The organism is Saonia flava, assembly GCF_011927795.1.
In the GTDB taxonomy this organism is placed as follows: domain Bacteria; phylum Bacteroidota; class Bacteroidia; order Flavobacteriales; family Flavobacteriaceae; genus Saonia; species Saonia flava.
In genome coordinates this window covers 774,466-798,975 of the sequence record NZ_JAATJJ010000002.1, presented here as the reverse complement: position 1 = coordinate 798,975, position 24,510 = coordinate 774,466, and the positions used below count along the sequence as shown (strand labels likewise).

The window sequence follows — 24,510 nt, the reverse complement described above, 5'->3', positions numbered from 1 at the left end:
AGAATTATAAGAATTATAAATAATCCAAATCGTTATGAAAAAGTTTATTAGTTACTTAATGTTTGCCAGCCTATTTATAGTGGCTCTTAGTTTTACTTCTTGTCAAGAAGAGTTTGAAAAATTACCTGATGGTGATGAACAAGAAACAATTTCTGCTAGTTCTTCTACTGCGTTACTTATGGAGAAAACATCATCCAATGATGGTTCTTATGACAATATAGTGGATGGTACTAGCTGTTTTGCAGTTCAATTTCCTTATACAGTTGAAGTAAACGGAATAGAATTAACTATAGATTCCATTGAAGACTTAAAATTGATTGAAGAAATCATTGATTCTGTTGACTCTGATGATGATATTCTGGAAATTCTTTTTCCTATTACTGTTACATCCGCCAATTTTGATGAAATAGTAATCAATAGCAAAGAAGAATTACGTGCTATTGCTGAAGAATGTAAAGAAGGTGGGGATGATGATGATATAGAATGTATAGACTTTGTATATCCTATCACATTGTACACTTTTGATGCCAATTTGGAAAAAACTGGTAGTGTAACTGTTAACAGTGATATGGAATTAAGAAAGTTCTTCCATGAAAGAGGAGAGAACGATTTGATTAGTATAGACTTTCCTATAGCATTGGTTCTTTATGATGAAACGGAAGTTGTAGTGAATACAAATGCAGAATTGGCCCATGCTATAGAAACAGCTAAAGAAGCGTGTGATGAGGATGATGATAATGATCATAATGATGATGACTTTACACAAGAGCGTTTAAATGAGTACTTGGTAAAATGTCCATGGTTGATTCATGAGGTCAAAAGAGACGGAGAGTACCAAACTGAGCAGTATATTGATTATGCCATGAACTTTAAAGAAGATGGTTCTGTAGTGCTTAAAGATAGGTTAGGTGCATCTTTGGAAGGTACTTGGTCTACTAGGGTTGGAGAAGAAAGGATAATGTTGAACCTTGAATTTGATGTATTGGTTGATTTTAGTCTGGAATGGGCTGTATACGAACTTGAAGAAGGTAAAATTAAATTATATGCAGGTGATGGTGATAAGATTATTATGCATAAAGCATGTGACATAATTAATGATACCCCAGATACTTTAAGAGGTATATTAAAGGAATGTAGTTGGGTCATTAAAAAAGTACAGGCACAAGGTGAGGATATAGATAGATTGCTTGGATATGAATTCAACTTCATGGCCGAAGGAATGGTAACATTGAGCAATGGTACTACAACTTCAGAAGGAACATGGGAAATTACTACCAATTCCGAGGGAGTTTTTGTAATGGCGATTACAATGGGTGATGAGCCTGGGGTTAGCTTTGAATGGCCTGTTAGAGAATTAGGGAACAAACGTTTAAAGTTTGAAGTATCTGAAATAGGTTATGAGTTGATATTGGAAAGGGTTTGTAATAACAATTCTGATGACGGAGATGTGTTGGAAATTAGAAATGCTATGATGGGTGGTGACTGGATTGTTGCTCTTCACTCAGAAGGCGATATGAACAATACATCTGATTTTGAAGGATATGATTTCTCTTTCTCAGCAGAACATAAGGTAACTGTATCTACCAATGCAGACCCACTTTTGGATGGTCTGTGGAGGGTCATTAGAAATAGTGAAGGAAAGTTGAAGTTTTATTTAAACCTTGGTGATGGTGAACTATTTGGTGATTTGACAGAGGTTTGGGAATTTGTTTCTCTTACGGATGGAAGGTTAGAATTAAAAAGTATAAGCGGTGACGGAACAATAGAAGTGTTGGTTTTCGAAAAATAATAGCCTTTTTTGCCCTCAATCTTGATAGAGAGCATCCATTTTCGAATGGGTGCTCTTTTGTTTTGTATTATTTCCAAGGTCAAACTTCCCACTTCCCATTGTTATTCTTAAATTTGCCTTCCTGTTAATAATGGAAGATTATGTTTGATAATTTAAGCGAAAAGTTAGATAAAGCCCTTCACGTCCTAAAAGGACATGGTCAGATTACAGAGATTAATGTTGCAGAGACCGTTAAGGAGGTTAGAAGAGCCTTGTTGGATGCGGATGTCAATTTTAAAATAGCCAAGGAATTTACCAATAGAGTTAGGGAAAAAGCATTGGGTCAGAATGTATTGACAACGTTGCAGCCTGGACAATTGATGGTTAAAATTGTAAAGGATGAGCTGACAGAGTTGATGGGCGGGGATGCAGAGGGTATTGATCTTTCTGGAAATCCTTCAGTAATTTTAATGTCTGGTCTGCAGGGGTCTGGTAAAACTACATTTTCTGGGAAGTTGGCCAATTATCTTAAAACAAAAAAGACAAAGAAACCTTTATTGGTAGCCTGTGATGTTTACAGGCCTGCAGCGATTGATCAGTTACATATTGTTGGTGAACAAGTAGGTGTTGAGGTATATTCCGATAGAGGCAATAATGACCCTGTTGCCATTGCAAAAGCAGGTATTTCCCAAGCAAAGTCCTTGGGTTGTAATGTGGTGATAATAGATACCGCAGGTCGTTTGGCTGTGGATCAGGAAATGATGGATGAAATTGCCAACATCCACAAAGCAGTAAAACCGCAGGAAACATTATTTGTAGTGGATTCCATGACTGGTCAAGATGCCGTAAACACGGCAAAGGCCTTTAATGATATTTTGAATTTTGACGGGGTAATCCTTACCAAATTGGATGGTGATACTCGCGGTGGTGCTGCCATTTCCATTAAATCGGTAGTTGATAAGCCAATCAAATTTATTGGTACTGGGGAAAAAATGGAGGCCATTGATGTCTTTCATCCTTCACGTATGGCAGACCGTATTTTGGGAATGGGAGATGTTATTTCCCTAGTTGAGCGAGCGCAAGAACAGTTTGATGAGGAAGAGGCTCGTAAAATTCAGAAGAAAATTGCCAAGAACAAGTTTGGTTTTGATGACTTTTTAAGTCAGATACAGCAAATCAAGAAAATGGGCAACATGAAGGATTTAATGGGGATGATTCCCGGGGCCGGTAAAGCCTTAAAAGGATTGGATGTAGATGATGATGCTTTTAAACATATTGAGGCCATAATCCATTCCATGACACCAGACGAACGCTCTACGCCTTCTAAATTAAATGCAAGTAGAAAAAAACGAATCGCCAAAGGAAGTGGAAGAACAATCCAAGAAGTGAACCAGCTATTAAAGCAGTTCGATCAAATGGGTAAGATGATGAAAATGATGCAAGGTGGGGGCGGTAAAAAAATGATGCAGATGATGCAGAATATGAGATAACTACTAAGGCATACTATCACTAGATACTAAAAGAATGGAAATACTAGACGGGAAAAAAATATCGAACCAAATTAAGGAAGAAATTGCCATTGAGGTGAACAAAATGAAGGCAAAAGGGGAAAAAGTCCCTCATTTGGCAGCTATTATTGTTGGGAACGATGGTGCCAGTCTAACATATGTTGGGAGTAAGGTAAGATCATGTGAACGTGTAGGATTTGAGTCTACCTTGATTAAAATGCCGGCTACAACTAGCGAGGTGGAGCTTTTAAACAAGATTGAAGAGCTAAATAATGATGAAGAAATAGACGGCTTTATAGTCCAATTGCCATTGCCTCCGCAAATTGATACACAAAAAGTAATTTTGGCTGTAGACCCTGATAAAGATGTAGATGGTTTTCACCCAACCAACTTTGGTAAAATGGCCTTGGACATGAGTACTTTTATTCCTGCTACTCCTTTTGGTATTCTAGAACTTTTGGAAAGGTACAACGTAGAAACCCAGGGTAAACATACTGTAGTAATTGGGAGAAGCCATATTGTGGGCAGGCCTATGAGCATTTTAATGGGTAGAAAAGGATGGCCAGGAAACTCTACTGTAACATTGACCCATAGCCGTACCAAAAACATTACTCAAATCATATCTCAAGCGGACATTGTTATTTCGGCACTAGGGGTGCCACATTTTTTAAAGGCAGAAATGGTAAAGGATGACGCTGTCATAATCGATGTGGGTATAACCCGTGTGCCAGATGAAACCAAGGAGAGGGGATACTACTTAACTGGTGATGTTGATTTTGAAAATGTTAGCAAAAAAGCATCCTATATAACACCGGTCCCAGGAGGAGTTGGTCCTATGACCATTGCCATGTTGTTAAAAAACACACTATTGGCAAGAGAGCGCCATAGAAGTAAAGCTTAAAAACTTTTATGTTATAGAATCTTTTGCCATTTCCTTTTCATCATTTGGATTAAGCAGGTCTAAATCTTCACTACCTTCGTCATTCGTGCAACTAATGCTTATAGAGGACGTAAGTAAAAGAAATATAATAAGGAATATCTTTTTCATAATCAGTAATTTAGTAGGTGTAATTACCAAGTTTGCTATGGTAGTATAACGCAGAAAATGAATTTTTGTTATAGTCCTTTATTTTATGAAATAGAATTTAAATATCTAATTCTAACAACTGATGTATGGAGCAAAAAACTACTTTCCTAGGTATTGAACCAGTTTTGCCCTCATCAGATATAAAAAGGGATGTTATATGGTATAAAAAGAACGCTGGTTTTAAAATTGTATCTGCTAACGCCATGTACGCCGTATTAAAAAGGGAAAATCTATGTGTGCATTTACAATGGCATGCGGATACCGAGGACGACCCCTTATTGGGAGGTTCTGTAATAAAATTTTTCGTAAAAAATATTCTTCCCATTTTTAATGAATTTGTAGGGAAAGGAATGATTGCAAAAAGCGAATTAAGAATGGGAACACCATGGAACACCAACGAATTTGGGTTTTATGACTTAAACAAGAATGCCATTTTCTTTGTTGAGGATACTTGATATAAAATATCTAAAAGCTGAACAAAATTAAATTATATTGATAGAAATGCAACGGCAGTTTAGCATTAAAACTGCATCCTTGGTTGTATATTTAAGCAATAATAACGTTCTAAAAGTTAGATGAATGAATCGTATTTTTTTTAAAACCATTTTGTTTTCAATAGCCCTAATATTCTTGAGTTGTAAAGATTCACAACCTGTGAATATTGAGGCTGATTATGAAACGAATAAAGCTATTGTTGTTGACATAGCCGAAAAAGAAATAAAAACGGGTTTGCCAACTGTGGGGTTATTAGTTTACGAAGGTTTTCTTACTATGGAAATGACCGCTCCACTTAATGTTTTTGCAAAATTTGATGCCGATGGAAATCAGGTTTTTAATTTAGTTATAGTTGGCGAGGAGCTAAAGGAGTATATAAGTGAAGAAGGACTACGTGTAACTCCGGATTTTACATTTGGAAATGTGCCAAAGTTGGATGCTCTTATTGTTCCTAGTGCTATGAATATGGAGTCTGCTATAGCGAATGAAGACATTTTGAACTTTATAAGAAAACAAAAGGAAACTACCCAGTATATGGCTAGTAATTGCGCTGGAGCTTTTTTGTTAGGAGCTTCTGGTGTTGCAAATGGGAAGAAAATAGTAACCTATGTCACTGGGGGTAAATTGTTACAAGAAACTTTTCCAGAATTAAAGGTTCAAGATGATGCAGTTGTGAGTTATATGGAAGACGGTAAAATAATTTCATCCAACGGCAATTTTTCCAGTTATATCTCTGCTTTTGAGTTATTGGAGAAGATGTCCACAGTTGAGCATAGAAATTACGTTGAAGAATACCTTTATTTAAACAGGCTAAAAAAATGGCCAAGTAGTTCCAATTAAAAGAACCTATTCAAAGTAGACGCCTAAAGACTTCAATTTCTATATTGTGATATCCGTAAAATATCATAAAATCGCAATCGATTTCCATGAATATTTATTAATGAATCATTCCAAAAATTGCTTTATATTTACCATTGGCAACATTTTAATACATTTTTTAAATATTTTGCTGACCATTAACCAATTAAATAAATAAGAATGAGTAATACCAGTCAAAAGCTATCTATTGGTGAGAAAATAGGATATAGTTTAGGAGATCTTGCCGCCAATCTAGTTTTTCAAACGCTAGTAACATATTTAGCATATTTCTATACGGATATATATGGTCTTGAAAATAATCATGCTTCGGCAATTATTTTAACGGTAGGTCTAATTGCTGGGTTTGGGTTTAATCCAATAATTGGTGCTATTGCTGATAGGACGAACTCAAAATGGGGAAAATTTAGACCTTGGATTCTATGGACGGCTGTTCCTTTGGGAGTTGTTGCTTTATTAGCATTTAGTACGCCAGATTTTGAGTACAAGGGAAAAGTAATTTATGCCATTGTTACATATACACTTCTTTTACTATTATATGCTGCCAACAATTTGCCCTATTCAGCATTAAGTGGTGTAATTACGGGTGATATGGGAGAGCGAAACAGTATGTCTTCATATCGCTTTGTAGCGGTGATGTTTGCACAGTTTTTTGTACAAGTTTTCATGTTGCCAATTATCGAAACAGCAGGGGGGGGAGATAAAGCTATTGGTATAGAGAAAGTTATGACTTGGTTGGCAATAATAGGAACTATAATGTTATTAATTACCTTTTTTACAACCCGAGAACGTATAGTACCAAAGGCTGAACAAAAGTCAAGCTTAAAAGAAGACTTAAGCGATTTAGTAAAAAATAAGCCATGGATAATCATGTTAACACTTACGACTTTAGTGTTCGTCACCTTAGCAATGAAAGGAGGTTCATATGTCTATTACTTTGAAAATTATGTGGACAAAGATGCCTTGGCAAAATTTTTAAGTCCAATATTAGATAGTAATATAGGAACAACATTGTTTGGGGAAAATCCTATATCTGCTGGTTTTGGTCTGTTTAATGCAGGCGGAATAATTTTTATGATTGTTGGAATTGGACTATCAAAAAGGTTGGCCGATAAATATGGGAAAAGGGATATTTTTGGAATATTTCTGTTCATTTCCACATTGTTTATTATGTTGTTCTATTTCTTTCCCTCAGAATCTGTAGGATTAATGTTTATATCACAAATATTGCATGGTTTCTTTTACGGAATAACTATTCCAATTCTGTGGGCGATGATAGCGGATGTTGCAGACTTTTCAGAATGGAAAACAAATCATAGGGCTACGGCAATAATTTTTTCTGCGATGATGGTTGGTTTAAAAATAGGATTGAGTATTGGCGGTGCTTTAGTGGCATCAATATTAAATCGGTATGGATATGATGCGAGTTTGGAAATGCAATCTGCCACGGCAATAAATGGAACAAAAATGTTAGTTAGTATATATCCGGCTATTCCATTTTTAATTGGCGCAGGATTATTGTTCTTCTATGAGATTAATAAGGAAATGGAAGTGCAAATAGAAAACGATTTAAAAGAAAGACGTAAATAAAGTAGAAAATGCCAGAAGAAAGTATTGACCATATTGATTTTGATGAATTAAAAAAAAGAGCCATTTCAAAGCCCTTAGTAGAACACATATACACAGCAGATCCGTCGGCTCATTATTTTAATGGAAAAATATATATTTATCCTTCCCATGATATAGATGCTGGTGAAGCTTTTGATGATTTGGGAAGTCATTTTGCAATGGAGGATTATCATGTATTATCTATGGATAATATAGAAAGTGAAGCTGTGGACCATGGCGTTGCTCTACATGTAAAAGATGTGCCATGGGCAGAAAAACAAATGTGGGCACCCGATGCTGCACATAAAAATGGGAAATACTATTTGTATTTTCCAGCAAAAGCACATGATGGAATATTTAGAATTGGAGTAGCGGTAAGTAATACCCCTGTTGGGCCCTTTATACCACAGCCAGAAGCCATAAAAGGAAGTTTTACAATAGACCCTGCCGTTTTTGAAGATGAAGATGGCAGCTATTATATGTATTTTGGAGGTCTTTGGGGCGGGCAGCTTCAGCGTTGGAGAACAGGTAAATTTAATGCGGAACACCCAGAAAGCCCTACGGCTCATATTCCAGAAGACAATGAGCCTGCATTATTGCCAATTGTTGCAAAAATGACTGATGATATGTTGGAGTTTGCCGAAGAACCTAAAGAGGTGCAAATTTTAGACGAAAATGGAAATTTACTATTGGCAGGTGACAATGAACGTCGTTTCTTTGAAGCTTCTTGGCTTCATAAGTACAATGGAAAATATTATTTCTCCTATTCTACGGGAGACACACACTTCATTTGCTATGGGGTAGGAGACAGTCCTTATGGGCCATTTACTTATGGTGGAAAAATATTAAATCCTGTAGTAGGCTGGACATCACATCATTCAATTTGTGAAGTGGAAGGAAAATGGTATTTATTCTATCACGATTCTTCCTTATCTAAAGGAGTAACTCATTTGCGTTCTGTAAAAGTTGCGGAGATTTCATATCGTGAAGATGGTTCCATTATTACACTAAATCCTTACAATTAATCAATTGTTATTTGGCAAATAGCTGATCTATATCCTTAAAGGCTTTAAATTCTAAGGCATTGCCAGCAGGGTCCAAAAAAAACATAGTAGCTTGTTCACCTACTTGCCCTTTAAATCGAATATAGGGTTCAATGATGAATTCTATGTTTTTGGATTGAAGTTTTTTGGAAAATGCTTCAAAGGTGTTCCAAGGTAAAACGACACCAAAGTGCGGAACAGGAACGTCTTTGCCATCAACTGGGTTAGAATATAGGTCTTCTTGGGTTTTTGGTTTGAAATGGATCACCAATTGATGCCCAAATAGATTAAAATCAACCCAATGATCACTGCTCCGTCCTTCTTCACAGCCCAATACTTCTCTGTAGAAAATTCTGCATTCTTTTAAATTATGGACCGGTATAGCCAGATGAAAAGGAGCGATTGTGGACATAAAAGTAGTTTTAATAAAATTACTTCTTTTTTCCGATTTCTAGCAAAATTGTGATGAACTAAGAATTTGTAGATCTATTCCCCTGTCCTTAAACGATGCTCGTCTAATGTTTCATCAATATTAAGCATAAACTGAGTGCCTTTTATAAGGTCTTCCAATAAATCCAAAGTGGGCTCATTTACTTTTAGACAAATGTCTACCAATGGATTTGCACACCATATCTTGTTGCACGCCTTTCCCCCACAATCATTACAATAACAAGGTTCATAGGACCTCTGTACTATTCCCAATAAATTCTGTAAGTCTTCTTTGCACATAAAAAGACCAATTGTGTCTATAATTAGTTGAATTTTGCAATTGGGATTTGGAGCATTGTTCAACATATAAGCAGCTCCATATTTGTTTTGATATAATAGTGTCATACTTTTTTTATTAGGGTGTTTTGACTAAAGTTTTGACTTTTTCATTTTTATTTAGTTTAATAATAACTAGAAGACCCATTAGGGATAAAACAATCCAAAAAACATCTACGAACAGGATTTGCGAAAACCCTTGGGTGTAACTTGTCCATATCCAATTTCCGGTCACATAGCCATTGGTGATAGGAACTAATAAGCCTAAAATACTGCCAGATAATAAAGTATATTTATTGGTGAAGTTGTTATCATTTTTAACAATGAAGAAGGTGGACAGGAGTAACCAGCTTATAAAATAGGTTCTGTAAATAAAGGGCATACCTCCAGACGGATTAAATTTTACCAAAATAAAGGCCAACGCCGTAATTGGATACATACTTAAACAAATTGCCAAGTAATATCGTACCACATTTTCATTAAAACGTCTTCGTTTTTCAGGAATGTGCTTTTTATTCCGGGCCACCAACCATATCATAACGCCAGAGATGATTACAAAACAGGAAATAAGACCAAGGATAAAAGAAATAATCTTGAGACCATAACCGGCATAATCACCCAAATGGAGTCGATAAAGAGTATTCTTTACACCATCTAGATAGCTACTGGTTTTAAGCGGCTTTTTTTGCTGTACAATACTTTGGTCTGCGACTTTATAAATGACATATCCCAGGCCATTAAATTTTGATGTGTAATCCATATTTCCACTTATGGAAAGATGCATGTTGGTATCACCATAGTTAAAAATATGAACTTCTGTTATCTTAAAACCAGGCCATTCCGTTTTTGTTTTCTCAACATAAGTATTAATGTTTATTGGATTTTGTAGAGGTTTGTTCTCAAATTTAAAAACGGGATGGTTGTATTCCAATTCTTCATAAAGTTTGCTTTGGTCTCCATCATATAGAAATATACTTGTTGGGGCAACCAGTATAAGTTTTAACATGAAGAATGCTCCTGTAACGGCATATACAAACTGAAAGGGAAACCCGATAACACCCAGTGCCGTATGAGCATCCGTCCAAAGAGTTTTTATTTTTGCCCATGGTCTAAAGACATAAAAATTGGATACTATTTTTTTCCAATGCACAAGAATTCCTGTAAAAATGGCAAACAAGAAGAAGAAGGCTACAAAACCGGAAAGGTAATATCCAAAGGGGTAGGGTATTTGTGCAAAAAAATGCAAACGATATAAAAATTCGCCTAATCCATACATTTCAGTATAATTGGCGGTGGTTTTGTCTTTTGTATCCAAATAGAAAAACGCTCCATTCTTGTCTTTTTCAATCGCCAGGGAGTCTTTGGATGCACTTAGGCTTACATTTACCTTTCTTTCATTGTAATAGTGGGTCAATTCTATATCCCTGCCATATAGAGAATAATCTTTGCCTAGTTCCTCAATGGAGGAATTAAAATCTATTGATAATTCATCAAGTATTTCAACAGTATGTCCACGTTCCCAATTCGTTATTTCATCCCTAAAAAAGGAAAAAGAACCAGCAAAGAAAATAACATAAAGTGCCACACTAATTACAATACCACTAACGGTGTGGGTATGAAAAAGGATATTATATGTTCGTTGCCCCATGATTACTGAATAATTGGATTAGTAAGTTTTCCCAAGTAGACAATCACTCCAAAAATGATAGTAATTAAAAGATAGAGGCCCCAAATTTTCCAACCATTTTTTGCTAGAAAGGCCAAAATCATAAGGATTGTCCATAGAATAAAAACAGAGTAGGTACTAGTAATAATTACGTTTACGCGACCAACCCAACTGGCAATGCCCAAATGAATGGCAATAGCCATGATGTACCCACCTAGAATACCAGCGGATATTTTGGCAAACCGTTGCCATGGAGATTTTGTAAGATATTTAGGATTTGCTGGCATTCGTTTTGGTAAATAAGGGAAATAAAAGAACAATCAAACTCCCTATGGTCATAAGTAAAATAAGGGCTGTGAAAATGCCAGCTCCCAAACCGAATATTGCTATAGAAAGGACGAGAGATAGGACAAGTGATATGCTACCCAACACTTTTGAAGATGTAGGGTGTTTTTGTAACCAAACGCTTTTTGGTGCTGTACTCAATTTTACCCTTTTAGAGGTGTTGTAGAGACAATAAAATCCCAAAAAAGTTAATAATGTAATTGAAAAAATCATGGTCTTATGTTTTAACCCAATAAACCTAACAAGTGTTCTATACCTGTTAGGTTTAAAATTTGAATGGTTAGAGTTGGTACTGTTTTAGTTGATACATGTTGTTACACAATGCCATACAAATTCATATGCTTCACCTTTGTAGGTTCCAGCTACTTCTTCCTTGATGGTTGTTTCCACAATATATTTTGTCTTCCATGGTAGTTTAAAGGATACAAACCCCTCTTCATCTGTTTCCAGTGTTTTGGACCATAAATCTGAGACATAAACTTTTAATTCATTATTTGCCAAAAATTTGTTCTTATAGAGAACCTGAAGTTTTACTTCACCTGAAGAGGAGGGAATATATTTTAGTGTAATACCCTTATCATTTTGAGCCAATGTTTCTGATTGGGTTGAACCTACTTGAAAAGTAGTGACGGAATGATAATGTGTTTTAAAAATCCCAAAATCATATTGGGTGTAATCAATAACATCAATATTGTCATTATTCAATAGTACCGTGTAGGTGCCGCTAAGTTCTGGTGTATAGTGGGCTACATAATAATTTTCTTTGGCTTTAGTTTTTAAAACAGTTTTTTTACCATTGGTATTTAGTACCCAAAGGGTAAAATTGCTGACTGGGGGAAAGGCCTCTCCTTCTACTTCCTCAATGACTCCATATGTGTATTCACCAAAATAAACTCTTATTTCTTGTTCTTGACCCAATTTTCCAGTAGGCGAAGTTTCTACCCATAAATAATGGGCAAAACTTTGCATAGATGCCATAACGGTTAATAGGGTTGTAAAGACTATTTTTTTCATATTTCTAATTTTTATTAAAACAGCCCCTAGATCAATTGCTAAGGACTGTTTAGTTACTAACTTCAAAAAACTTAAATCAACTATTTATAACTACTTTAAAAATTATAGGTTAATGTAATTCTACCATTGATACCAGGTTCTGATTGCCAATAAAGGTAATCGGCATAATTGCCGCCAGAATAGAGGTATTCGTTTAAAATATTATTAACATTTAATTGTACTCGAAAACTGTCATTGTGCCATGATAAAGCACCGTCCAACCTAAAATAGTCGGGTAAAAAAGATTCGTTGTCCGCTCCCCAATCCCAAGTAGAGCGATCTATTTGGTACTGATAGCCCAATGAGGCTCCAAAACCTTTGAAGGCAGATTCCTGATTAAAATTGTAGTTTAACCACCCATTGGTTATATGCTTGGCATGGCCGGCCACTCTGTTGCCAATATTTTCCTCATCGGAGTCATTTGTAATTTCAACATTGGTATTTGCATAGTTCAATATTATGTTCAGTTCAGGTGTTATTTGCCCTTGCGCATCGAACTCTATTCCTTTAGATTGTACTTCTCCCAACTGAATAGAGAAGTTTGGGTCTTCTGGATCCGTTACCAGAACATTTTGTTTTGTAATGAGATAGGCTCCCAAAGAGGTATTTAGCTTTCCGTCAAAAAAGGATTTTTTAATACCTCCTTCAAGGTCATCTGCCTCGACTGGGTCAAATGCATTGCCCTCTTTGTTTGCGCCGTTCTGTGGCAAGAAGGACTGGTCATATAGGGCATAGACGCTTAGTGTTGGCAAAATATCAGCACTTATGCCTACCCTTGGTGACCATTTGCTATCTGTTTCTTCTTTACCGTTAGTAAAAAGATGGGTGTACCTTGCGGCAAGGGTAAGTCTAATTTTGTTGTCCAAAAATCCAATTTCATCCTGCAGATAATAACTCCTAAGCGTATTCCCGTAGTTATAGGCATCATCTCGGTTTCTAACTTTTATAGAACGGTCAAACTCTGGTGCTGCTGTGTTGCCGTAAACAGGATTGTAAATGTTAAAGGGGACAGTGGTATCCAAAACCGCTAATTGACTCCAGTCGGCCCAATACTCTTTATAACTATAGTCAAAACCACCTAGGATATTATGTTTAATATTTCCTGTATTAAAGCTTCCATAAAGATATGTTTGAAAATATTTTCCTATAGATAGTGCATCCCATAAACTTGCGTATCTGACTGCATCGCCTGTTGTTTCGTCAAAAGACCATAACCATGTTGAATTTCCTTCTTGATTGTATCTTAAATAGGCAAATTGTGTCTCAAGTCCCCAGTTCTTTGAAAAGTCGTGCTTTAAGCTTGTAAAAAATGTTAGTTCCTGAATATTGGATACAGGGTAGTTTGTGTCTGTATATTTAAAATCCCTGTCCAAGCTGCCATAACCATTGCCTAAAGGAGCAAAGACATAGGCAGAACCAATATAACTTTCGGCTTGTTGTAGGTTCAGCTCTGTTCTTATTTGGGTTTTGTCGGAGAACTTGTAGGTCAAGACAGGTGCAACTCCCCAACGTTCGGCATCTTCATTGCCCCTATGACTGTCTCCTGTTTGGTACATTGCATTAAAACGGTACAATAACTTTCCATTATCAGAAAGTTTCCCACCCAAATCAAAAGTGCCTCTATAAAAATCGAAACTACCTGCGCTCAGGGACACATTCGCAATAAATTCTTCTTTTGGTTTTTTTGTCACAACATTGTAAAAACCTCCCGGTTCACCGGCAGACATCATAAAGCCAGCGGGACCTTTAACAAATTCTATTTGGTCAACAAAAGCCATATCTTCCGAGAGGGGTCCCCAAGTATCTTGTACATTAAAACCGTTCCTAAATGCGGGCAATCTAAAACCTCGCATATTTATCCGTGCAAAATGTCCCCAGTGCTCCAACATGGTAACTCCACTAACATTTCTAATAACCCCATCCATTATGCTGGTGGCTTGTTGGTCTTGCAGGAGTTCACTGCTTATTACCTGAATGTTCTGGGGAAGTTTAACAATTTCAGTTTTTAATCGAAGCGTGGATGATGGTTTTTTTACACTGTATTTGTTTTTATGCCCCTCCACTACAACTTCGTTCAGTTGTTCTTCTTGTTCTTTTAGTACAAATTGGGGAATTGTAGTTACTTCATTGTTCACAACATTTATGTTAATAGTCTGTGGAGCGAACCCAATAAAAGTGGCTTTAAGTTTATATGAACCAGCCTTGATTTCATTTAATTGATATTCTCCGCTGGTATCGGTCATGACTCCTAAATTGGTATTTACAACCATGATGTTGGCATTAACGATAGGGTTGTTTTGTTCCGTGACAACTTTTCCTTTTATGCCACCGGTTTGGCCATGCAGGGTTACTGAGATAAGAAAGATGGTTAGAATCGTGGAAAGTTTTTTCATTCTATATTTGTTATTTTTAATTAGTCTAAATAAATTTGAAACAAAAATAGAAAGGATTATCCTTAGGTAAATGACGAGTTATGATAAAAAAAAGACGCGATTTAAACCAGATAGAGGTAATCGATTTAGGCGATTCGGGCAATACAATAAGTGATAGGATATCCATTAAAACCAGTACTAGTTCATTTGATGGAGCCACGACCGAGCAGTTTCATGTACTGCCGAGATATGGAATGGGATGTATCAACAGTTTTGTTACTTCTAATATGAATATTTCAATTAGTAATTACAATCTACACCATGACTTGGTATATGATCAATCATCAAAAAATGACTATCTGCAGATAGCTTTTTTATTAAAGGGCGAGAAGATTATAGATGTGGAGGATGGAAATGAAATATTATTTGAAAACCGAGAATCCTTTATGGCCAATATCAAGGAGTTTAATGGCAGGATTCGAATTTTGGGAAAAAGTAATTTTAAGGAGGTTAAAATAAAACTTCCCATATCATTTTTGATTGATCATGTTTTTATAAATAGCTACGAACTTAAAAAGCTTACAGATACCAATTTGATTTTACCTATTACAGATGAACTTTATTCTATTCTTGAGAATTTGGAGAGTAAAGTAGTATCAGGGAGTATAAATAGGATTTATATTAAAGCCAAAGTATTAGAATTAATAGCGATTCAATTGGAAAATTATAAAACCAAGGCCACTAATGATTTAAAAATGGGAAATGATAAAACTTTGAAAAAGCTATATCAAATACAGCTTGTTATTAAATCCAATCTTCATAAAAACTTTTCTCTATTGGAGTTGGCAAGTGAAGTTGGAATTAATAGTGGCACATTGAACAAAGAATTTATTAGAATCTTTGGTTACTCTGTTAAGGAATTTGGTACTTCAGAAAAAATGACCCAAGCCAAATTTATGTTGGACAACTCGGAAAGAATGATTTATCAAATAGCAGAAGAAGTAGGTTACAAAAATTCCACCCATTTTACGGCAGCATTCAAAAGAAAGTTTGGTATAACTCCGAAGAGATATAGAAATAAGAATTAATTCTACTTTAGAAACTCAATTATTGCATTGTTTATTTCTTCCTGATGCATTGAATGTCCAAGTCCTTTGGTTTTTAGGAGTTTACTATCCTTCCAGTTTCCATGTACTTTTTCAGATGATTTAAAGGGAACAACCATATCCAACACATCATGTATCACAAATCCTTTTTTAGTATTGGTCTTTACAAATTCTGAAGTTGAAAATTCCGTGGTTCTAAAGCCAAATCTATTCATAAAATAATCTTCGAGAGCTCTTTCTACCCGAGTGTTATATTTCACGGTGGTTTTATATTGATTCATTATTTCTGAAAGCTCAGAAGGTGATCCTATCGTTACAATTTTTTTTATCGAAGAATCTGGATATTTATATTGACTGTAGAGGGCGTTCATACCTCCAACAGAGTGGGCTATTATGTGTTGTGGACGGTATTTTTCAATGTAATATTGAGTGCATTCTGTATATAGGGGCACATTTAATTCTTTGCCACTAGAATATCCATGAGCGGGTGCATCAAAAGCTACCACGTTGTAATCAGCTTCCTTGAGTTTTGCAATTAGGTTTCTCCATCTAAAAGTATTGCTTTCCCAGCCATGCAATAATAGAACGGTATCTTTTTTACCTTTCCATGTGTAGGATTGCAATGTATGCCCCAAAACTTCGTCGGTTTCATTTTTTGCAGCATCTAAATATTCTTTTTGATTTGGGAGTACTTTGCCATTTCTAACTGTACAGAACAAACTAAAGGCTTTTGCCACAGTTTTTTGCTTTGCAAATAGAATGGATACATTAAAATATGCTCCGTAGGCCAGAGGAATATATTTATTGAGTAATTTTTTCATTTTTAAAAGTAGGTAACTTTATGTAACTTGCTCTTTATTATATATCAAAAGTACACATTCATTTTAATAAATAATGATGTTTCAAAATATGGAGTAAGTATGGAAGTAGAAACTGTTACTGATTATCAGAAGGTTAAGGTGGCCAAAAAAATAAAAAAAATGTTTGGCCATATAAACCCCCAAACATCTATTGAGCTATGCCCAATACGGGATATTATGGCCTTGGCATCAGATAAATGGAGCATTCTTATAATTCTATATCTTGGATTTTTTCCAGTCTTAAGATTTAATCAGCTCAAGAAAAAAGTATTTGGAATATCCAACAAAGTATTAAGTGAAAGGTTAAAAACATTGGAAAGGGATGGATACCTTTCTAGAAAAGCTTATGCAGAGGTTCCTATTAGGGTAGAATACCAATTAACGAATTTTGGTCATTCCTATCTTCAAAAACTTTTGGATTTAACGGAGTGGGTGGACACCTACAAGGATATTATTAGGGAAAACCGATTAAAATATGGAGCGTTATAGTTAATATAAAATCCCTAAACCACAGGGTCTAGGGATTTTATGAACTAATGTAATTTTAGATTTTAATTTACAGTGCCAGTATTGGTTACAAAAGCAACATACTTACTGTCTGGAGACCAGCTAGGAACATTTATAGTCCCTTGCCCACCATATATATAACCAATTATTTTAGGTTCACCTCCTTTGATGGGCATAATTCTTAGTAAACAATGTTGATAAAACGGATGTTGGTCAGATTCAATGGTATCAGGAAAAGAAATAATGAATATTCTCTTTTCATTTGGTGAAATATGTGGGAACCAATCATAATGCTTTTTATTAAAAGTCATTTGCGTTTGGTCTTTTCCATTTGCTTTCATTCGCCAAATTTGCATGGCGCCCGTTCGGTTAGAGTTAAAATAAATGAACTTTCCATCTGGAGAATATTCAGAACCATCATCTAAGGTGGATTCATTGGTTAATTGTTTTTCTTCACCAGTGGAAACATCGACTTCATAAATATCATATTGATCATTTCTATTGGCCGTAAAAATCATTTTTTTTCCATTGGGAGACCAACCATGTAAATAAGATGCACCCACACCATCTTTTGTTACTTTTGTAGGATTATCACTCCCTTCTATTGGCAAATAATATATGGATGATGTTCCACCATCATCATCATTGTGATGACTGATGGCAATTTTGGTTCCATCAGCATTTAAAATGTGATCGTTATTGTTCCTGTTTGCAAACCCAGTATTTAACATAGATACTTTACCACTTTCCAAATCATATTTGTAAAGCACACCATTAGAGTTATAAATAAGGGTTTTCCCATCAGGAGTCCAGTTTGGTGCTTGAATACTATGGGCGGAGCTCATCAATATTTTGCGATCTCCTGTTTCTACATTCATAACCTCTAGATGGCTCCCAATATAATCCCTGTATGGTTGATAATCTTCGGGTGTTGGTTTTATGATTCTAACATTTTTAACAATAGCTTTTTCCACGACATCTGGATTGTGGGAGCACATGGAAATACCTACAAACACCTCATTTCTTAAATCCATTTCTACTTGTACACTAGTGAAAGGCTCACCAAATTTGGCTGTACTCATGATATAGGTGTTTCCCCTTCGTTCCAATTGTACAACATCCGATCCAGCCGCAGGAGACTCCACCTGTTCCGTTTCTCCACCAATAGTTCTCCTATATTGTAAGGATGTAAGCCCGTCTCCATGAATTGTTGCATTTACATGCTTGCCATTGGAATGAAAATTATCTCTCACTGTCCATCCGATTTTTCTATGTGGATCTACTCCTTCGCCTACGAAGGACATTTGAGCCCTAAGGATGAAATCTCCTTGGATGGATTTCCACATGTAATGGAACTCATCTTCACCAAACCACATATTAGTGCCAGAACCGGTTATGGTATATTCCTGCGTATCTTCGTTATAGATGGCAGACCCTTCATGTTTAACATTTCCTATATCGTGGTGATTTTCAAAAATCCCGACTTTTTGAGCTTGTGTCATAGTTATGGTTAGTAGTATGGTAAAAATTAAAATTGAAGAGTTTTTAGCTGTGAGTGCCATTTTCTGAAGTTTAGGTTGGTAGAATTACGAATTTATTACGAAATCGATTTCGAAGTTATTGAAAACTTAAATTAATAGTTAAAAATTAAGTTTTGTTTAACAGAAAAATTAATCTACGACGCTATTCCAGATGTCTAGATACATTTTCCATTCTTCGTTTACTTTTTTCCAAATAATTACATATTTTCCTTTCCAACTTACTTCGGATTTGTCCTTCCTTTGCGTTGTGCCATTATAATACCCATAATCGTACGCAAAATTACCAATGATATTAATTTCGTTAGATTCTGTTTTATGGTTAAGTATTTTTACTCCTTCGGGGAGTATCCATCTATCTTTTATGTCTGTATGACCTTCAATGATTTTCGTATTATTTGGAAATAGTTTTGCATCCTTTGTATAAATACTTGTCATGGTCTCATAGTCTCCATTTATATATGCTTTTGAAAACGTTGTGGCCTTGGCCATAATTTTTTCTTCATCCGATTTGGATACCTTGTTGGTTCTTAGACAATTAATTTTCCATGTGGGATAAATTATGGATTTATCTTTGGATACCCATTCGCCTATCCAATTATAACCTTCACTGGAAATATTTGAAAAGGTTAATCTATAAAATCCATCCGTACCATTTGGAGCTTTTTGTTCTTTGTAAAGTACAATTTCCCCGTCTTTATTTTTGTTTCCTTCCCAAACAGGCAATATTGTTGTTGGAGCACCAGAACTATAATAATGTACGTACCATTTAGTACTATCTGGAATAAATTGTCTTATGCTACCGGAATGTTTTCCATCTGCTTTAAGGGTTTCATCCTGGACAGCCATACCGTTCATGATAAATTTAAAGCGCCATATCATATCCACTGGTTCGGCCCAGGTTTGATCTGCTTTTCTAGCAATGGATTTACAATTGCATTCCCCTATCAAGGCTGTGTAATCTAATACTTCTTGAGGTGCCTCAGGGTTTGGAATTCCATATGGATGTTCTATGGATGGTTCAAAATTATATTGGGCTGAAGAACCAGTGTATACCAACATAGAAACTAAAAATGAATATAGGGTTCTCATAGGGGTGGATTTAATGTGTTTAATCAAGAATTTTGCTGAACTTTCAAGATAAATAAACTTTAATTAAAGTAGTGCTGCTAATCTTTTAAAGGCTTTTTCTTGATCATACCTCCTTTAATATCTTTTACCACAGACATTATTATAAACGCTTTTTTATCAATTTTATCTATTTCTGTACTTAATCTGGCCAGTTCAAGGCGTGTTATAACCGTATATACAATTTCCTTAGAATTTTTCTCTTCTCCATATTTTTGATATCCACTTTTGCCCACATATATGGTACAAGCTCTATTCAGTTGTTCTGTGAGCATGATTCTTATTTCTTCATTTTTTTCAGAAATAATGGTTATCCCCATGTATTCCTCTACACCATCTACTATATAATCCACCGTTTTGGCAGCCACCAAATATGTAAGAATGGCATATAATGCGATTTCTAATGAAAGTAAATATGCACCTGTAGAAAATATAATTATGTTAATAATAAGGAGGGAATCGCCTACTGTAATATTCCATTTTCGACTCAAATATATTGCTAAGACCTCCGTGCCATCTATTACACCGCCTCCTCGCATGGTCATTCCTATACCCAGACCTAGGAAAAAACCACCAAAAAAGGCAATCAATAATTTGTCTGAGGTAATAGTTGGATAAGGCACATAATGAACAACTAAAGCCAACGCAATTATGGCAAAAATACTTTTGACCGCAAATTTTCTACTAATTGTTTTGGCGCCTAAAATAATGAAGGGAATATTTACTATAATAAGTAGTACACCTAAGGAACTGTTTAATGTAACTTGCAGTAACAGTGATACTCCCGTTGCTCCACCATCAATAAATTCATTGGGCAATAAAAACCCATTCAACCCAAATCCTGCAGAACAAACACCTATAACAATAAAAAAGATTTCCTTAATTAAGTGACTAAATTCTACTTCAGTGGATCTAACTTCTGAAACCAATTGTCTTTTGGAAAACTCCCTATTCTTTTTCTTGGATTTTAGTTTGTTTTCCGCACGTTTTACTACTAGATATTGCCATATTGGATTCATAATACCATTGTTTATGAACACAAGATATTTAAAATAAAAATATAGTTGAGACTAATTAATTATTCCCAACCAATCATTAAATATTTTATAGTGGCTTCATCTGGTATTTGTACAGCTTCTATATTAGAAACCCCATATCTTAGGCTAGATGGCAATTCCTGCTTGTCTATGGTAAAATACACAGGGCTATCTTTGATTAAAATAACCAAATTGTTAATGGAAACAATTATTTTTTGAATGGTGTACTTGTCTTTAATGTCCTTGAAAGTACTATTGAGGCCTATTCCGTTTTCAGTAACAAATCTTGGGTCGTACACTCTAATATTTTCAATAGTTGGCACACTATCTTTGTTGGGAGTAAGGGTCAATAAATGTTTCCCACCTTTTTCATAGACCTGTATCTTGTCCACCAATGTTCCAATACTAATAGATGTTGTATCCTTAATAATGGAATCCAAAGCATAAATGGTTTCTAAATCACTTACCAAAGAAGTCTTATTGATTTTTCCCACACTCTCTTGGGTAATTAAAAATGTTGTGTCTTTTTCTTTTTGGCAATTTGTTAAAAGGAAAGTTATTAATATAACCCCAATTAGATATTCTATCTTTTTCATTTATTTTTATTTTGTAACAGCCTATTATAATAAGTAATTTAGTTTATAGGCAGGCCAATCTTTTTAGTGAAATAACATCACGGGCTTTCAAATCAATTTTAACGGATAACTTTCTTTAAAACTCCTAATACGCCTCTGATAAAGGTAGCACTAGTTAAGACCTTTACTACCGGGTTCATACGGGTGCTTCTCCTTGTGCTTGTTTTTCTTGCAGCTGGCTTGTTCTTCTCTTTTTCAGCCACTTGTTCTGCCTTTTCTATCTTCTCGTTCAAAATTTCATAGGCACTTTCCCTATCAATGGTCTCATTGTATTTTTTTACCATTTTAGAACTGGAAATAACATCCTTTAGTTCACCATCTGTCAATACATCCATCCTGCTCATGGGCGCACGTAACATAGTGGCTGCCAAAGGTGTTGGTCTACCTTTTTCATCCAATGCGGATATCAATGCTTCTCCAATTCCCAACGAGGTCAATACTTCTTTGGTGTCATAATATTCCGATTCAGGATAGTTCTCCGCGGTTAATTTAATGGCTTTTCTATCCTTTGCCGTAAACGCCCTCAAGGCATGTTGAACTTTAAGACCCAATTGTGCCAGAACATCATCAGGGACATCCGTTGGATTTTGCGTTACAAAGTAAAGCCCAATTCCTTTAGAACGAATCAATTTAACAATACTTTCTATCTGATTTAACAAAGCTTTAGAAGCTTCCTTAAAAATAAGGTGGGCTTCATCAATAAAAAGAATCAATTCTGGTCTATCACTATCCCCTTGTTCTGGAAAAGTGGAATATATTTCTGCCAGCAGGCTCAACATAAAAGTGGAGAACAGCTTGGGTCTGTCTTGAATGTCTGTTAGTCTAATGATATTTATGTACCCCCTGCCATTTTCATCTATCCTAGTAAGGTCATCCACCTCAAAAGATTTTTCTCCAAAGAACAGGTCAGCACCTTGCTGCTCCAATTCTATAATTTTTCTTAGAATGGTACCTGTTGAACTTGTAGAAATCCTGCCATAACTTTCTTGGAATTCCTTTTTTCCTTCACCGGTAGCATATTGCAATACCTTTTTAAAATCTTTTAAATCCAGCAAGGGTAATTTGTTGTCATCACAATACTTAAAGACTACAGCTACAATACCTTCCTGGGTAACGGTTAAATCCAATATCCTTGATAATAACACAGGCCCAAATTCTGAAACTGTGGCCCGTAATTTTACACCATCTTGCTCGGATAGGGACAGAATTTCTACAGGAAAACTCTTAGCCTCAAAAGGAAGGCCAATTTTTTCATGGCGCTCATCAATTTTAGGGTGTCCTGGGCTGGGTTGTGCAATTCCACTTAAATCCCCTTTTAAGTCCATTAGTAGAACGGGAATTCCTTTATCCGATAAATTTTCTGCAATAACCTGCAATGTCTTTGTTTTACCGGTCCCAGTTGCACCGGCAATTAATCCATGCCTGTTCAATGTTTTAAGGGGTACTTTTACATGGGCGCCCGTTACAGTTTCCCCATTTAACATGGCTGCACCCATGGTAATAAAATCTCCTTTTGTGGTATATCCTTTTTCTATATGTGCAAAGAACTCTTCTTTGGAACTCATCTGGTAAATTTTTTGATAAAAATAAGGGATTTTTAATTCACCCAAAAATACACGCCCAGTTTAGGGTTGGCATAAAAAAGCCTATCGATAGATAGGCTTTCCACTAGAAATATAAAAGTGTTATTCTATAACTTCCACGTTTACCGCGTTTAATCCTTTTTTTCCTTGTTGTAATTCAAATTGTACTTGATCACCTTCATGAATTTCATCTACTAAACCAGAGATGTGTACAAAATGTTCTGTGTTTGAACCTTCTTCAGTGATGAATCCAAATCCTTTAGCATCATTGAAAAATTTTACTGTTCCTTTGTTCATTATAAAAATTTAAAATTAATTACTTTGTCTAGTGCAAGTATAGTGCCAGAAATTTTTAAAACCATTTTCTTTTCTTAAAATAAAACAACATAAGTATAGCAATGACCAGCATAACTCCTAACATAATGAAATAACTGTATTTGTAGTGCAGTTCTGGAAGAAAATCGAAATTGGTCCCATAGATTCCTGCAATGAAGGTCAATGGAATAAAGATGACAGAAAAAATGGTAAGGAATTTAATGATGTCATTAAGCTTGGTGCTAATGGTGGTATGGTAGATATTTAGTTGATCAGATAAAATTTCTCTGTAACTATCCGTTAATTCGCTGGCATGGTTAATGTTGTCCATGAGCTCCTTTATATGGATATGGGTGCTTTTTTTTATAAATTCTGACTCAATCTTGGAGAAAGCCAAAATCATTTCTTTGGCCGGCTTTATATTCTTTCTTAAAAAATTTAATTCTTGCTTGTAAAAAATAATATCCTCCATAACACTTTGGGTAGGGTTGGTTAGGAGGCGGTCTTCCAGTTCTTCAACTTCTTGGCCTAGAACGCTTATACTGTAAATGTAGTTGTCAATGACAATATCCAATAGCGCAAATGCCAAATAATCGGGGCCAGAATTCACAATTCTTCTTTTCTGTTTACGTATACGGTCCCTGACTGGCTCAAAAACATCACCTGTTCTTTCTTGGAAGGAGATAAGTATGGATTTGTTGAATACTATACTGAGATTTTCAACAAGAATTTCATCATCTTCGGAATCTTGTCTTAGCATTTTAATGGAAATAAAAATACCATTGTCATACTCTTGGACTTTTGGCCTTGCCTCTGTATTCATTACATCGGAGAGTATTAAACTTTCAAGTTCAAACTTTGTTCCAATGTCTGCCACAATTTGGGTGTTGTGTAAGCCATCAATATTAAACCAAGTAACTGAATCTTTTGTATAATATTTTACAGCATCATCAATATCTGTTATGGAGATTTCCTCAAGATTATTAGAATCAAAATCAATTATCTTTAATTCTACTTCCTTAACTTTTTGTTCTCCCCTAAAGAATAAATCATCAGGAGCCACTCCAATTTCGTGCTTTTGCTTTTTTATAAATCTTGCCATGCTTTATTATATTGACCAAAAGTCAAAATAAACTATTTTTTTATTTATTGAAATATAATGAAATTATAGATTGATTACTTTGGCATTGGTTTGGATTTATAACTCAAATTGAA

The 24,510-nt window shown here is 35.3% G+C and carries 24 protein-coding genes; 9 read left to right on the top strand and 15 right to left on the bottom strand.

Features of this window, described 5'->3' with window-relative positions; all coding sequences use genetic code 11:
• The first annotated feature begins 34 nt into the window (after window positions 1–34).
• The 3 genes from GGR42_RS15705 to GGR42_RS15695 all read left to right on the top strand — a co-directional run bounded on the left by GGR42_RS15705 (window position 35) and on the right by GGR42_RS15695 (window position 4,177).
• Entirely contained in the window at window positions 35–1,789 is a 1,755-nt protein-coding gene (locus GGR42_RS15705) for a hypothetical protein (protein WP_167966002.1), read from the top strand.
• A 140-nt stretch (window positions 1,790–1,929) separates the two neighbouring features.
• Window positions 1,930–3,258, top strand: a complete 1,329-nt coding sequence (ffh, locus tag GGR42_RS15700; protein WP_167966000.1) for a signal recognition particle protein — start codon at window positions 1,930–1,932, stop codon at window positions 3,256–3,258.
• Between the two features lie 34 nt (window positions 3,259–3,292).
• Window positions 3,293–4,177: a bifunctional 5,10-methylenetetrahydrofolate dehydrogenase/5,10-methenyltetrahydrofolate cyclohydrolase gene (locus tag GGR42_RS15695; RefSeq protein WP_167965998.1), complete on the top strand. Its 885-nt coding sequence runs from the start codon at window positions 3,293–3,295 to the stop codon at window positions 4,175–4,177.
• Window positions 4,178–4,183: 6 nt separating this feature from the next.
• On the opposite strand, the gene GGR42_RS15690 is transcribed toward GGR42_RS15695, so the two are convergent.
• On the bottom strand, window positions 4,184–4,324 hold the full coding sequence (locus GGR42_RS15690) for a hypothetical protein (RefSeq protein WP_167965996.1): 141 nt from the start codon (window positions 4,322–4,324) through the stop codon (window positions 4,184–4,186).
• Between the two features lie 125 nt (window positions 4,325–4,449).
• Between GGR42_RS15690 and GGR42_RS15685 the strand changes: the two genes are divergently transcribed.
• The 4 genes from GGR42_RS15685 to GGR42_RS15670 all read left to right on the top strand — a co-directional run bounded on the left by GGR42_RS15685 (window position 4,450) and on the right by GGR42_RS15670 (window position 8,367).
• Entirely contained in the window at window positions 4,450–4,818 is a 369-nt protein-coding gene (locus tag GGR42_RS15685) for a VOC family protein (protein WP_167965994.1), read from the top strand.
• Window positions 4,819–4,942: 124 nt separating this feature from the next.
• A complete protein-coding gene (locus tag GGR42_RS15680; protein ID WP_167965992.1) occupies window positions 4,943–5,698 on the top strand; it encodes a DJ-1/PfpI family protein in 756 nt (251 codons plus the stop codon).
• 198 nt (window positions 5,699–5,896) lie between these two features.
• A complete protein-coding gene (locus GGR42_RS15675) occupies window positions 5,897–7,324 on the top strand; it encodes an MFS transporter (RefSeq protein WP_167965990.1) in 1,428 nt (475 codons plus the stop codon).
• 8 nt (window positions 7,325–7,332) lie between these two features.
• On the top strand, window positions 7,333–8,367 hold the full coding sequence (locus tag GGR42_RS15670; protein ID WP_167965988.1) for a glycoside hydrolase family 43 protein: 1,035 nt from the start codon (window positions 7,333–7,335) through the stop codon (window positions 8,365–8,367).
• 7 nt (window positions 8,368–8,374) lie between these two features.
• Here GGR42_RS15670 and GGR42_RS16860 read toward each other — a convergent pair whose 3' ends face one another.
• From GGR42_RS16860 to GGR42_RS15640, 6 genes are all read right to left on the bottom strand, one after another.
• Entirely contained in the window at window positions 8,375–8,797 is a 423-nt protein-coding gene (locus GGR42_RS16860) for a VOC family protein (RefSeq protein ID WP_209024003.1), read from the bottom strand.
• A gap of 74 nt (window positions 8,798–8,871) precedes the next feature.
• Window positions 8,872–9,219, bottom strand: coding sequence for a hypothetical protein (locus GGR42_RS15660; protein WP_167965986.1), 348 nt, complete (start codon window positions 9,217–9,219; stop codon window positions 8,872–8,874).
• A gap of 10 nt (window positions 9,220–9,229) precedes the next feature.
• The gene (locus GGR42_RS15655; protein WP_167965984.1) at window positions 9,230–10,798 is read right to left on the bottom strand and encodes a PepSY-associated TM helix domain-containing protein; all 1,569 of its coding nucleotides are present in this window, start codon (window positions 10,796–10,798) and stop codon (window positions 9,230–9,232) included.
• Window positions 10,799–10,800: 2 nt separating this feature from the next.
• Window positions 10,801–11,103: a hypothetical protein gene (locus GGR42_RS15650; RefSeq protein WP_167965982.1), complete on the bottom strand. Its 303-nt coding sequence runs from the start codon at window positions 11,101–11,103 to the stop codon at window positions 10,801–10,803.
• A gap of 355 nt (window positions 11,104–11,458) precedes the next feature.
• Window positions 11,459–12,175 carry a DUF4198 domain-containing protein gene (locus GGR42_RS15645; RefSeq protein WP_167965980.1) on the bottom strand — a complete coding sequence of 239 codons (717 nt, stop codon included), beginning with the start codon at window positions 12,173–12,175 and terminating at the stop codon, window positions 11,459–11,461.
• Between the two features lie 95 nt (window positions 12,176–12,270).
• Window positions 12,271–14,607 (bottom strand): TonB-dependent receptor, encoded by a 2,337-nt coding sequence (locus GGR42_RS15640; RefSeq protein ID WP_167965978.1) that lies wholly within the window; start codon window positions 14,605–14,607, stop codon window positions 12,271–12,273.
• An 80-nt stretch (window positions 14,608–14,687) separates the two neighbouring features.
• On the opposite strand from GGR42_RS15640, the gene GGR42_RS15635 reads away from it, so the two are divergent.
• A complete protein-coding gene (locus GGR42_RS15635; RefSeq protein ID WP_167965976.1) occupies window positions 14,688–15,674 on the top strand; it encodes a helix-turn-helix domain-containing protein in 987 nt (328 codons plus the stop codon).
• A 2-nt stretch (window positions 15,675–15,676) separates the two neighbouring features.
• Here the strand turns inward: GGR42_RS15635 and GGR42_RS15630 are convergent, their stop codons facing one another.
• Window positions 15,677–16,513, bottom strand: coding sequence for an alpha/beta fold hydrolase (locus tag GGR42_RS15630; RefSeq protein WP_167965974.1), 837 nt, complete (start codon window positions 16,511–16,513; stop codon window positions 15,677–15,679).
• 99 nt (window positions 16,514–16,612) lie between these two features.
• Between GGR42_RS15630 and GGR42_RS15625 the strand changes: the two genes are divergently transcribed.
• Window positions 16,613–17,041 carry a winged helix-turn-helix transcriptional regulator gene (locus GGR42_RS15625; protein ID WP_167965972.1) on the top strand — a complete coding sequence of 143 codons (429 nt, stop codon included), beginning with the start codon at window positions 16,613–16,615 and terminating at the stop codon, window positions 17,039–17,041.
• Between the two features lie 62 nt (window positions 17,042–17,103).
• Here the strand turns inward: GGR42_RS15625 and GGR42_RS15620 are convergent, their stop codons facing one another.
• From GGR42_RS15620 to corA, 7 genes are all read right to left on the bottom strand, one after another.
• Entirely contained in the window at window positions 17,104–18,621 is a 1,518-nt protein-coding gene (locus GGR42_RS15620) for a TolB family protein (protein WP_167965970.1), read from the bottom strand.
• A gap of 108 nt (window positions 18,622–18,729) precedes the next feature.
• Window positions 18,730–19,689, bottom strand: coding sequence for a YybH family protein (locus GGR42_RS15615; RefSeq protein WP_167965968.1), 960 nt, complete (start codon window positions 19,687–19,689; stop codon window positions 18,730–18,732).
• 77 nt (window positions 19,690–19,766) lie between these two features.
• On the bottom strand, window positions 19,767–20,744 hold the full coding sequence (locus GGR42_RS15610) for a YitT family protein (protein ID WP_167965966.1): 978 nt from the start codon (window positions 20,742–20,744) through the stop codon (window positions 19,767–19,769).
• Window positions 20,745–20,803: 59 nt separating this feature from the next.
• Window positions 20,804–21,358, bottom strand: a complete 555-nt coding sequence (locus GGR42_RS15605) for a hypothetical protein (protein ID WP_167965964.1) — start codon at window positions 21,356–21,358, stop codon at window positions 20,804–20,806.
• 98 nt (window positions 21,359–21,456) lie between these two features.
• A complete protein-coding gene (locus tag GGR42_RS15600) occupies window positions 21,457–22,962 on the bottom strand; it encodes a helicase HerA-like domain-containing protein (RefSeq protein WP_167965962.1) in 1,506 nt (501 codons plus the stop codon).
• A 120-nt stretch (window positions 22,963–23,082) separates the two neighbouring features.
• Window positions 23,083–23,277, bottom strand: a complete 195-nt coding sequence (locus GGR42_RS15595) for a cold-shock protein (protein WP_167965960.1) — start codon at window positions 23,275–23,277, stop codon at window positions 23,083–23,085.
• 55 nt (window positions 23,278–23,332) lie between these two features.
• Window positions 23,333–24,397, bottom strand: coding sequence for a magnesium/cobalt transporter CorA (gene corA / locus GGR42_RS15590; protein WP_167965958.1), 1,065 nt, complete (start codon window positions 24,395–24,397; stop codon window positions 23,333–23,335).
• Window positions 24,398–24,510: the final 113 nt, after the last annotated feature.

Bases quoted from the DNA above. Each gene is read 5' to 3' on its own strand.
- corA (WP_167965958.1), bottom strand. From the start codon at position 24,397: ATGGCAAGATTTATAAAAAAGCAAAAGCACGAAATTGGAGTGGCTCCT.
- GGR42_RS15695 (WP_167965998.1), top strand. From the start codon at position 3,293: ATGGAAATACTAGACGGGAAAAAAATATCGAACCAAATTAAGGAAGAA.
- GGR42_RS15670 (WP_167965988.1), top strand. From the start codon at position 7,333: ATGCCAGAAGAAAGTATTGACCATATTGATTTTGATGAATTAAAAAAA.
- GGR42_RS15600 (WP_167965962.1), bottom strand. From the start codon at position 22,962: ATGAGTTCCAAAGAAGAGTTCTTTGCACATATAGAAAAAGGATATACC.
- GGR42_RS15705 (WP_167966002.1), top strand. From the start codon at position 35: ATGAAAAAGTTTATTAGTTACTTAATGTTTGCCAGCCTATTTATAGTG.
- GGR42_RS15645 (WP_167965980.1), bottom strand. From the start codon at position 12,175: ATGAAAAAAATAGTCTTTACAACCCTATTAACCGTTATGGCATCTATG.
- GGR42_RS15635 (WP_167965976.1), top strand. From the start codon at position 14,688: ATGATAAAAAAAAGACGCGATTTAAACCAGATAGAGGTAATCGATTTA.
- GGR42_RS15680 (WP_167965992.1), top strand. From the start codon at position 4,943: ATGAATCGTATTTTTTTTAAAACCATTTTGTTTTCAATAGCCCTAATA.
- GGR42_RS15640 (WP_167965978.1), bottom strand. From the start codon at position 14,607: ATGAAAAAACTTTCCACGATTCTAACCATCTTTCTTATCTCAGTAACC.
- GGR42_RS15690 (WP_167965996.1), bottom strand. From the start codon at position 4,324: ATGAAAAAGATATTCCTTATTATATTTCTTTTACTTACGTCCTCTATA.
- GGR42_RS15605 (WP_167965964.1), bottom strand. From the start codon at position 21,358: ATGAAAAAGATAGAATATCTAATTGGGGTTATATTAATAACTTTCCTT.
- GGR42_RS15630 (WP_167965974.1), bottom strand. From the start codon at position 16,513: ATGAAAAAATTACTCAATAAATATATTCCTCTGGCCTACGGAGCATAT.
- GGR42_RS15620 (WP_167965970.1), bottom strand. From the start codon at position 18,621: ATGGCACTCACAGCTAAAAACTCTTCAATTTTAATTTTTACCATACTA.
- ffh (WP_167966000.1), top strand. From the start codon at position 1,930: ATGTTTGATAATTTAAGCGAAAAGTTAGATAAAGCCCTTCACGTCCTA.
- GGR42_RS15685 (WP_167965994.1), top strand. From the start codon at position 4,450: ATGGAGCAAAAAACTACTTTCCTAGGTATTGAACCAGTTTTGCCCTCA.
- GGR42_RS15650 (WP_167965982.1), bottom strand. From the start codon at position 11,103: ATGCCAGCAAATCCTAAATATCTTACAAAATCTCCATGGCAACGGTTT.
- GGR42_RS15655 (WP_167965984.1), bottom strand. From the start codon at position 10,798: ATGGGGCAACGAACATATAATATCCTTTTTCATACCCACACCGTTAGT.
- GGR42_RS16860 (WP_209024003.1), bottom strand. From the start codon at position 8,797: ATGTCCACAATCGCTCCTTTTCATCTGGCTATACCGGTCCATAATTTA.
- GGR42_RS15660 (WP_167965986.1), bottom strand. From the start codon at position 9,219: ATGACACTATTATATCAAAACAAATATGGAGCTGCTTATATGTTGAAC.
- GGR42_RS15615 (WP_167965968.1), bottom strand. From the start codon at position 19,689: ATGAGAACCCTATATTCATTTTTAGTTTCTATGTTGGTATACACTGGT.
- GGR42_RS15675 (WP_167965990.1), top strand. From the start codon at position 5,897: ATGAGTAATACCAGTCAAAAGCTATCTATTGGTGAGAAAATAGGATAT.
- GGR42_RS15595 (WP_167965960.1), bottom strand. From the start codon at position 23,277: ATGAACAAAGGAACAGTAAAATTTTTCAATGATGCTAAAGGATTTGGA.
- GGR42_RS15625 (WP_167965972.1), top strand. From the start codon at position 16,613: ATGGAAGTAGAAACTGTTACTGATTATCAGAAGGTTAAGGTGGCCAAA.
- GGR42_RS15610 (WP_167965966.1), bottom strand. From the start codon at position 20,744: ATGAATCCAATATGGCAATATCTAGTAGTAAAACGTGCGGAAAACAAA.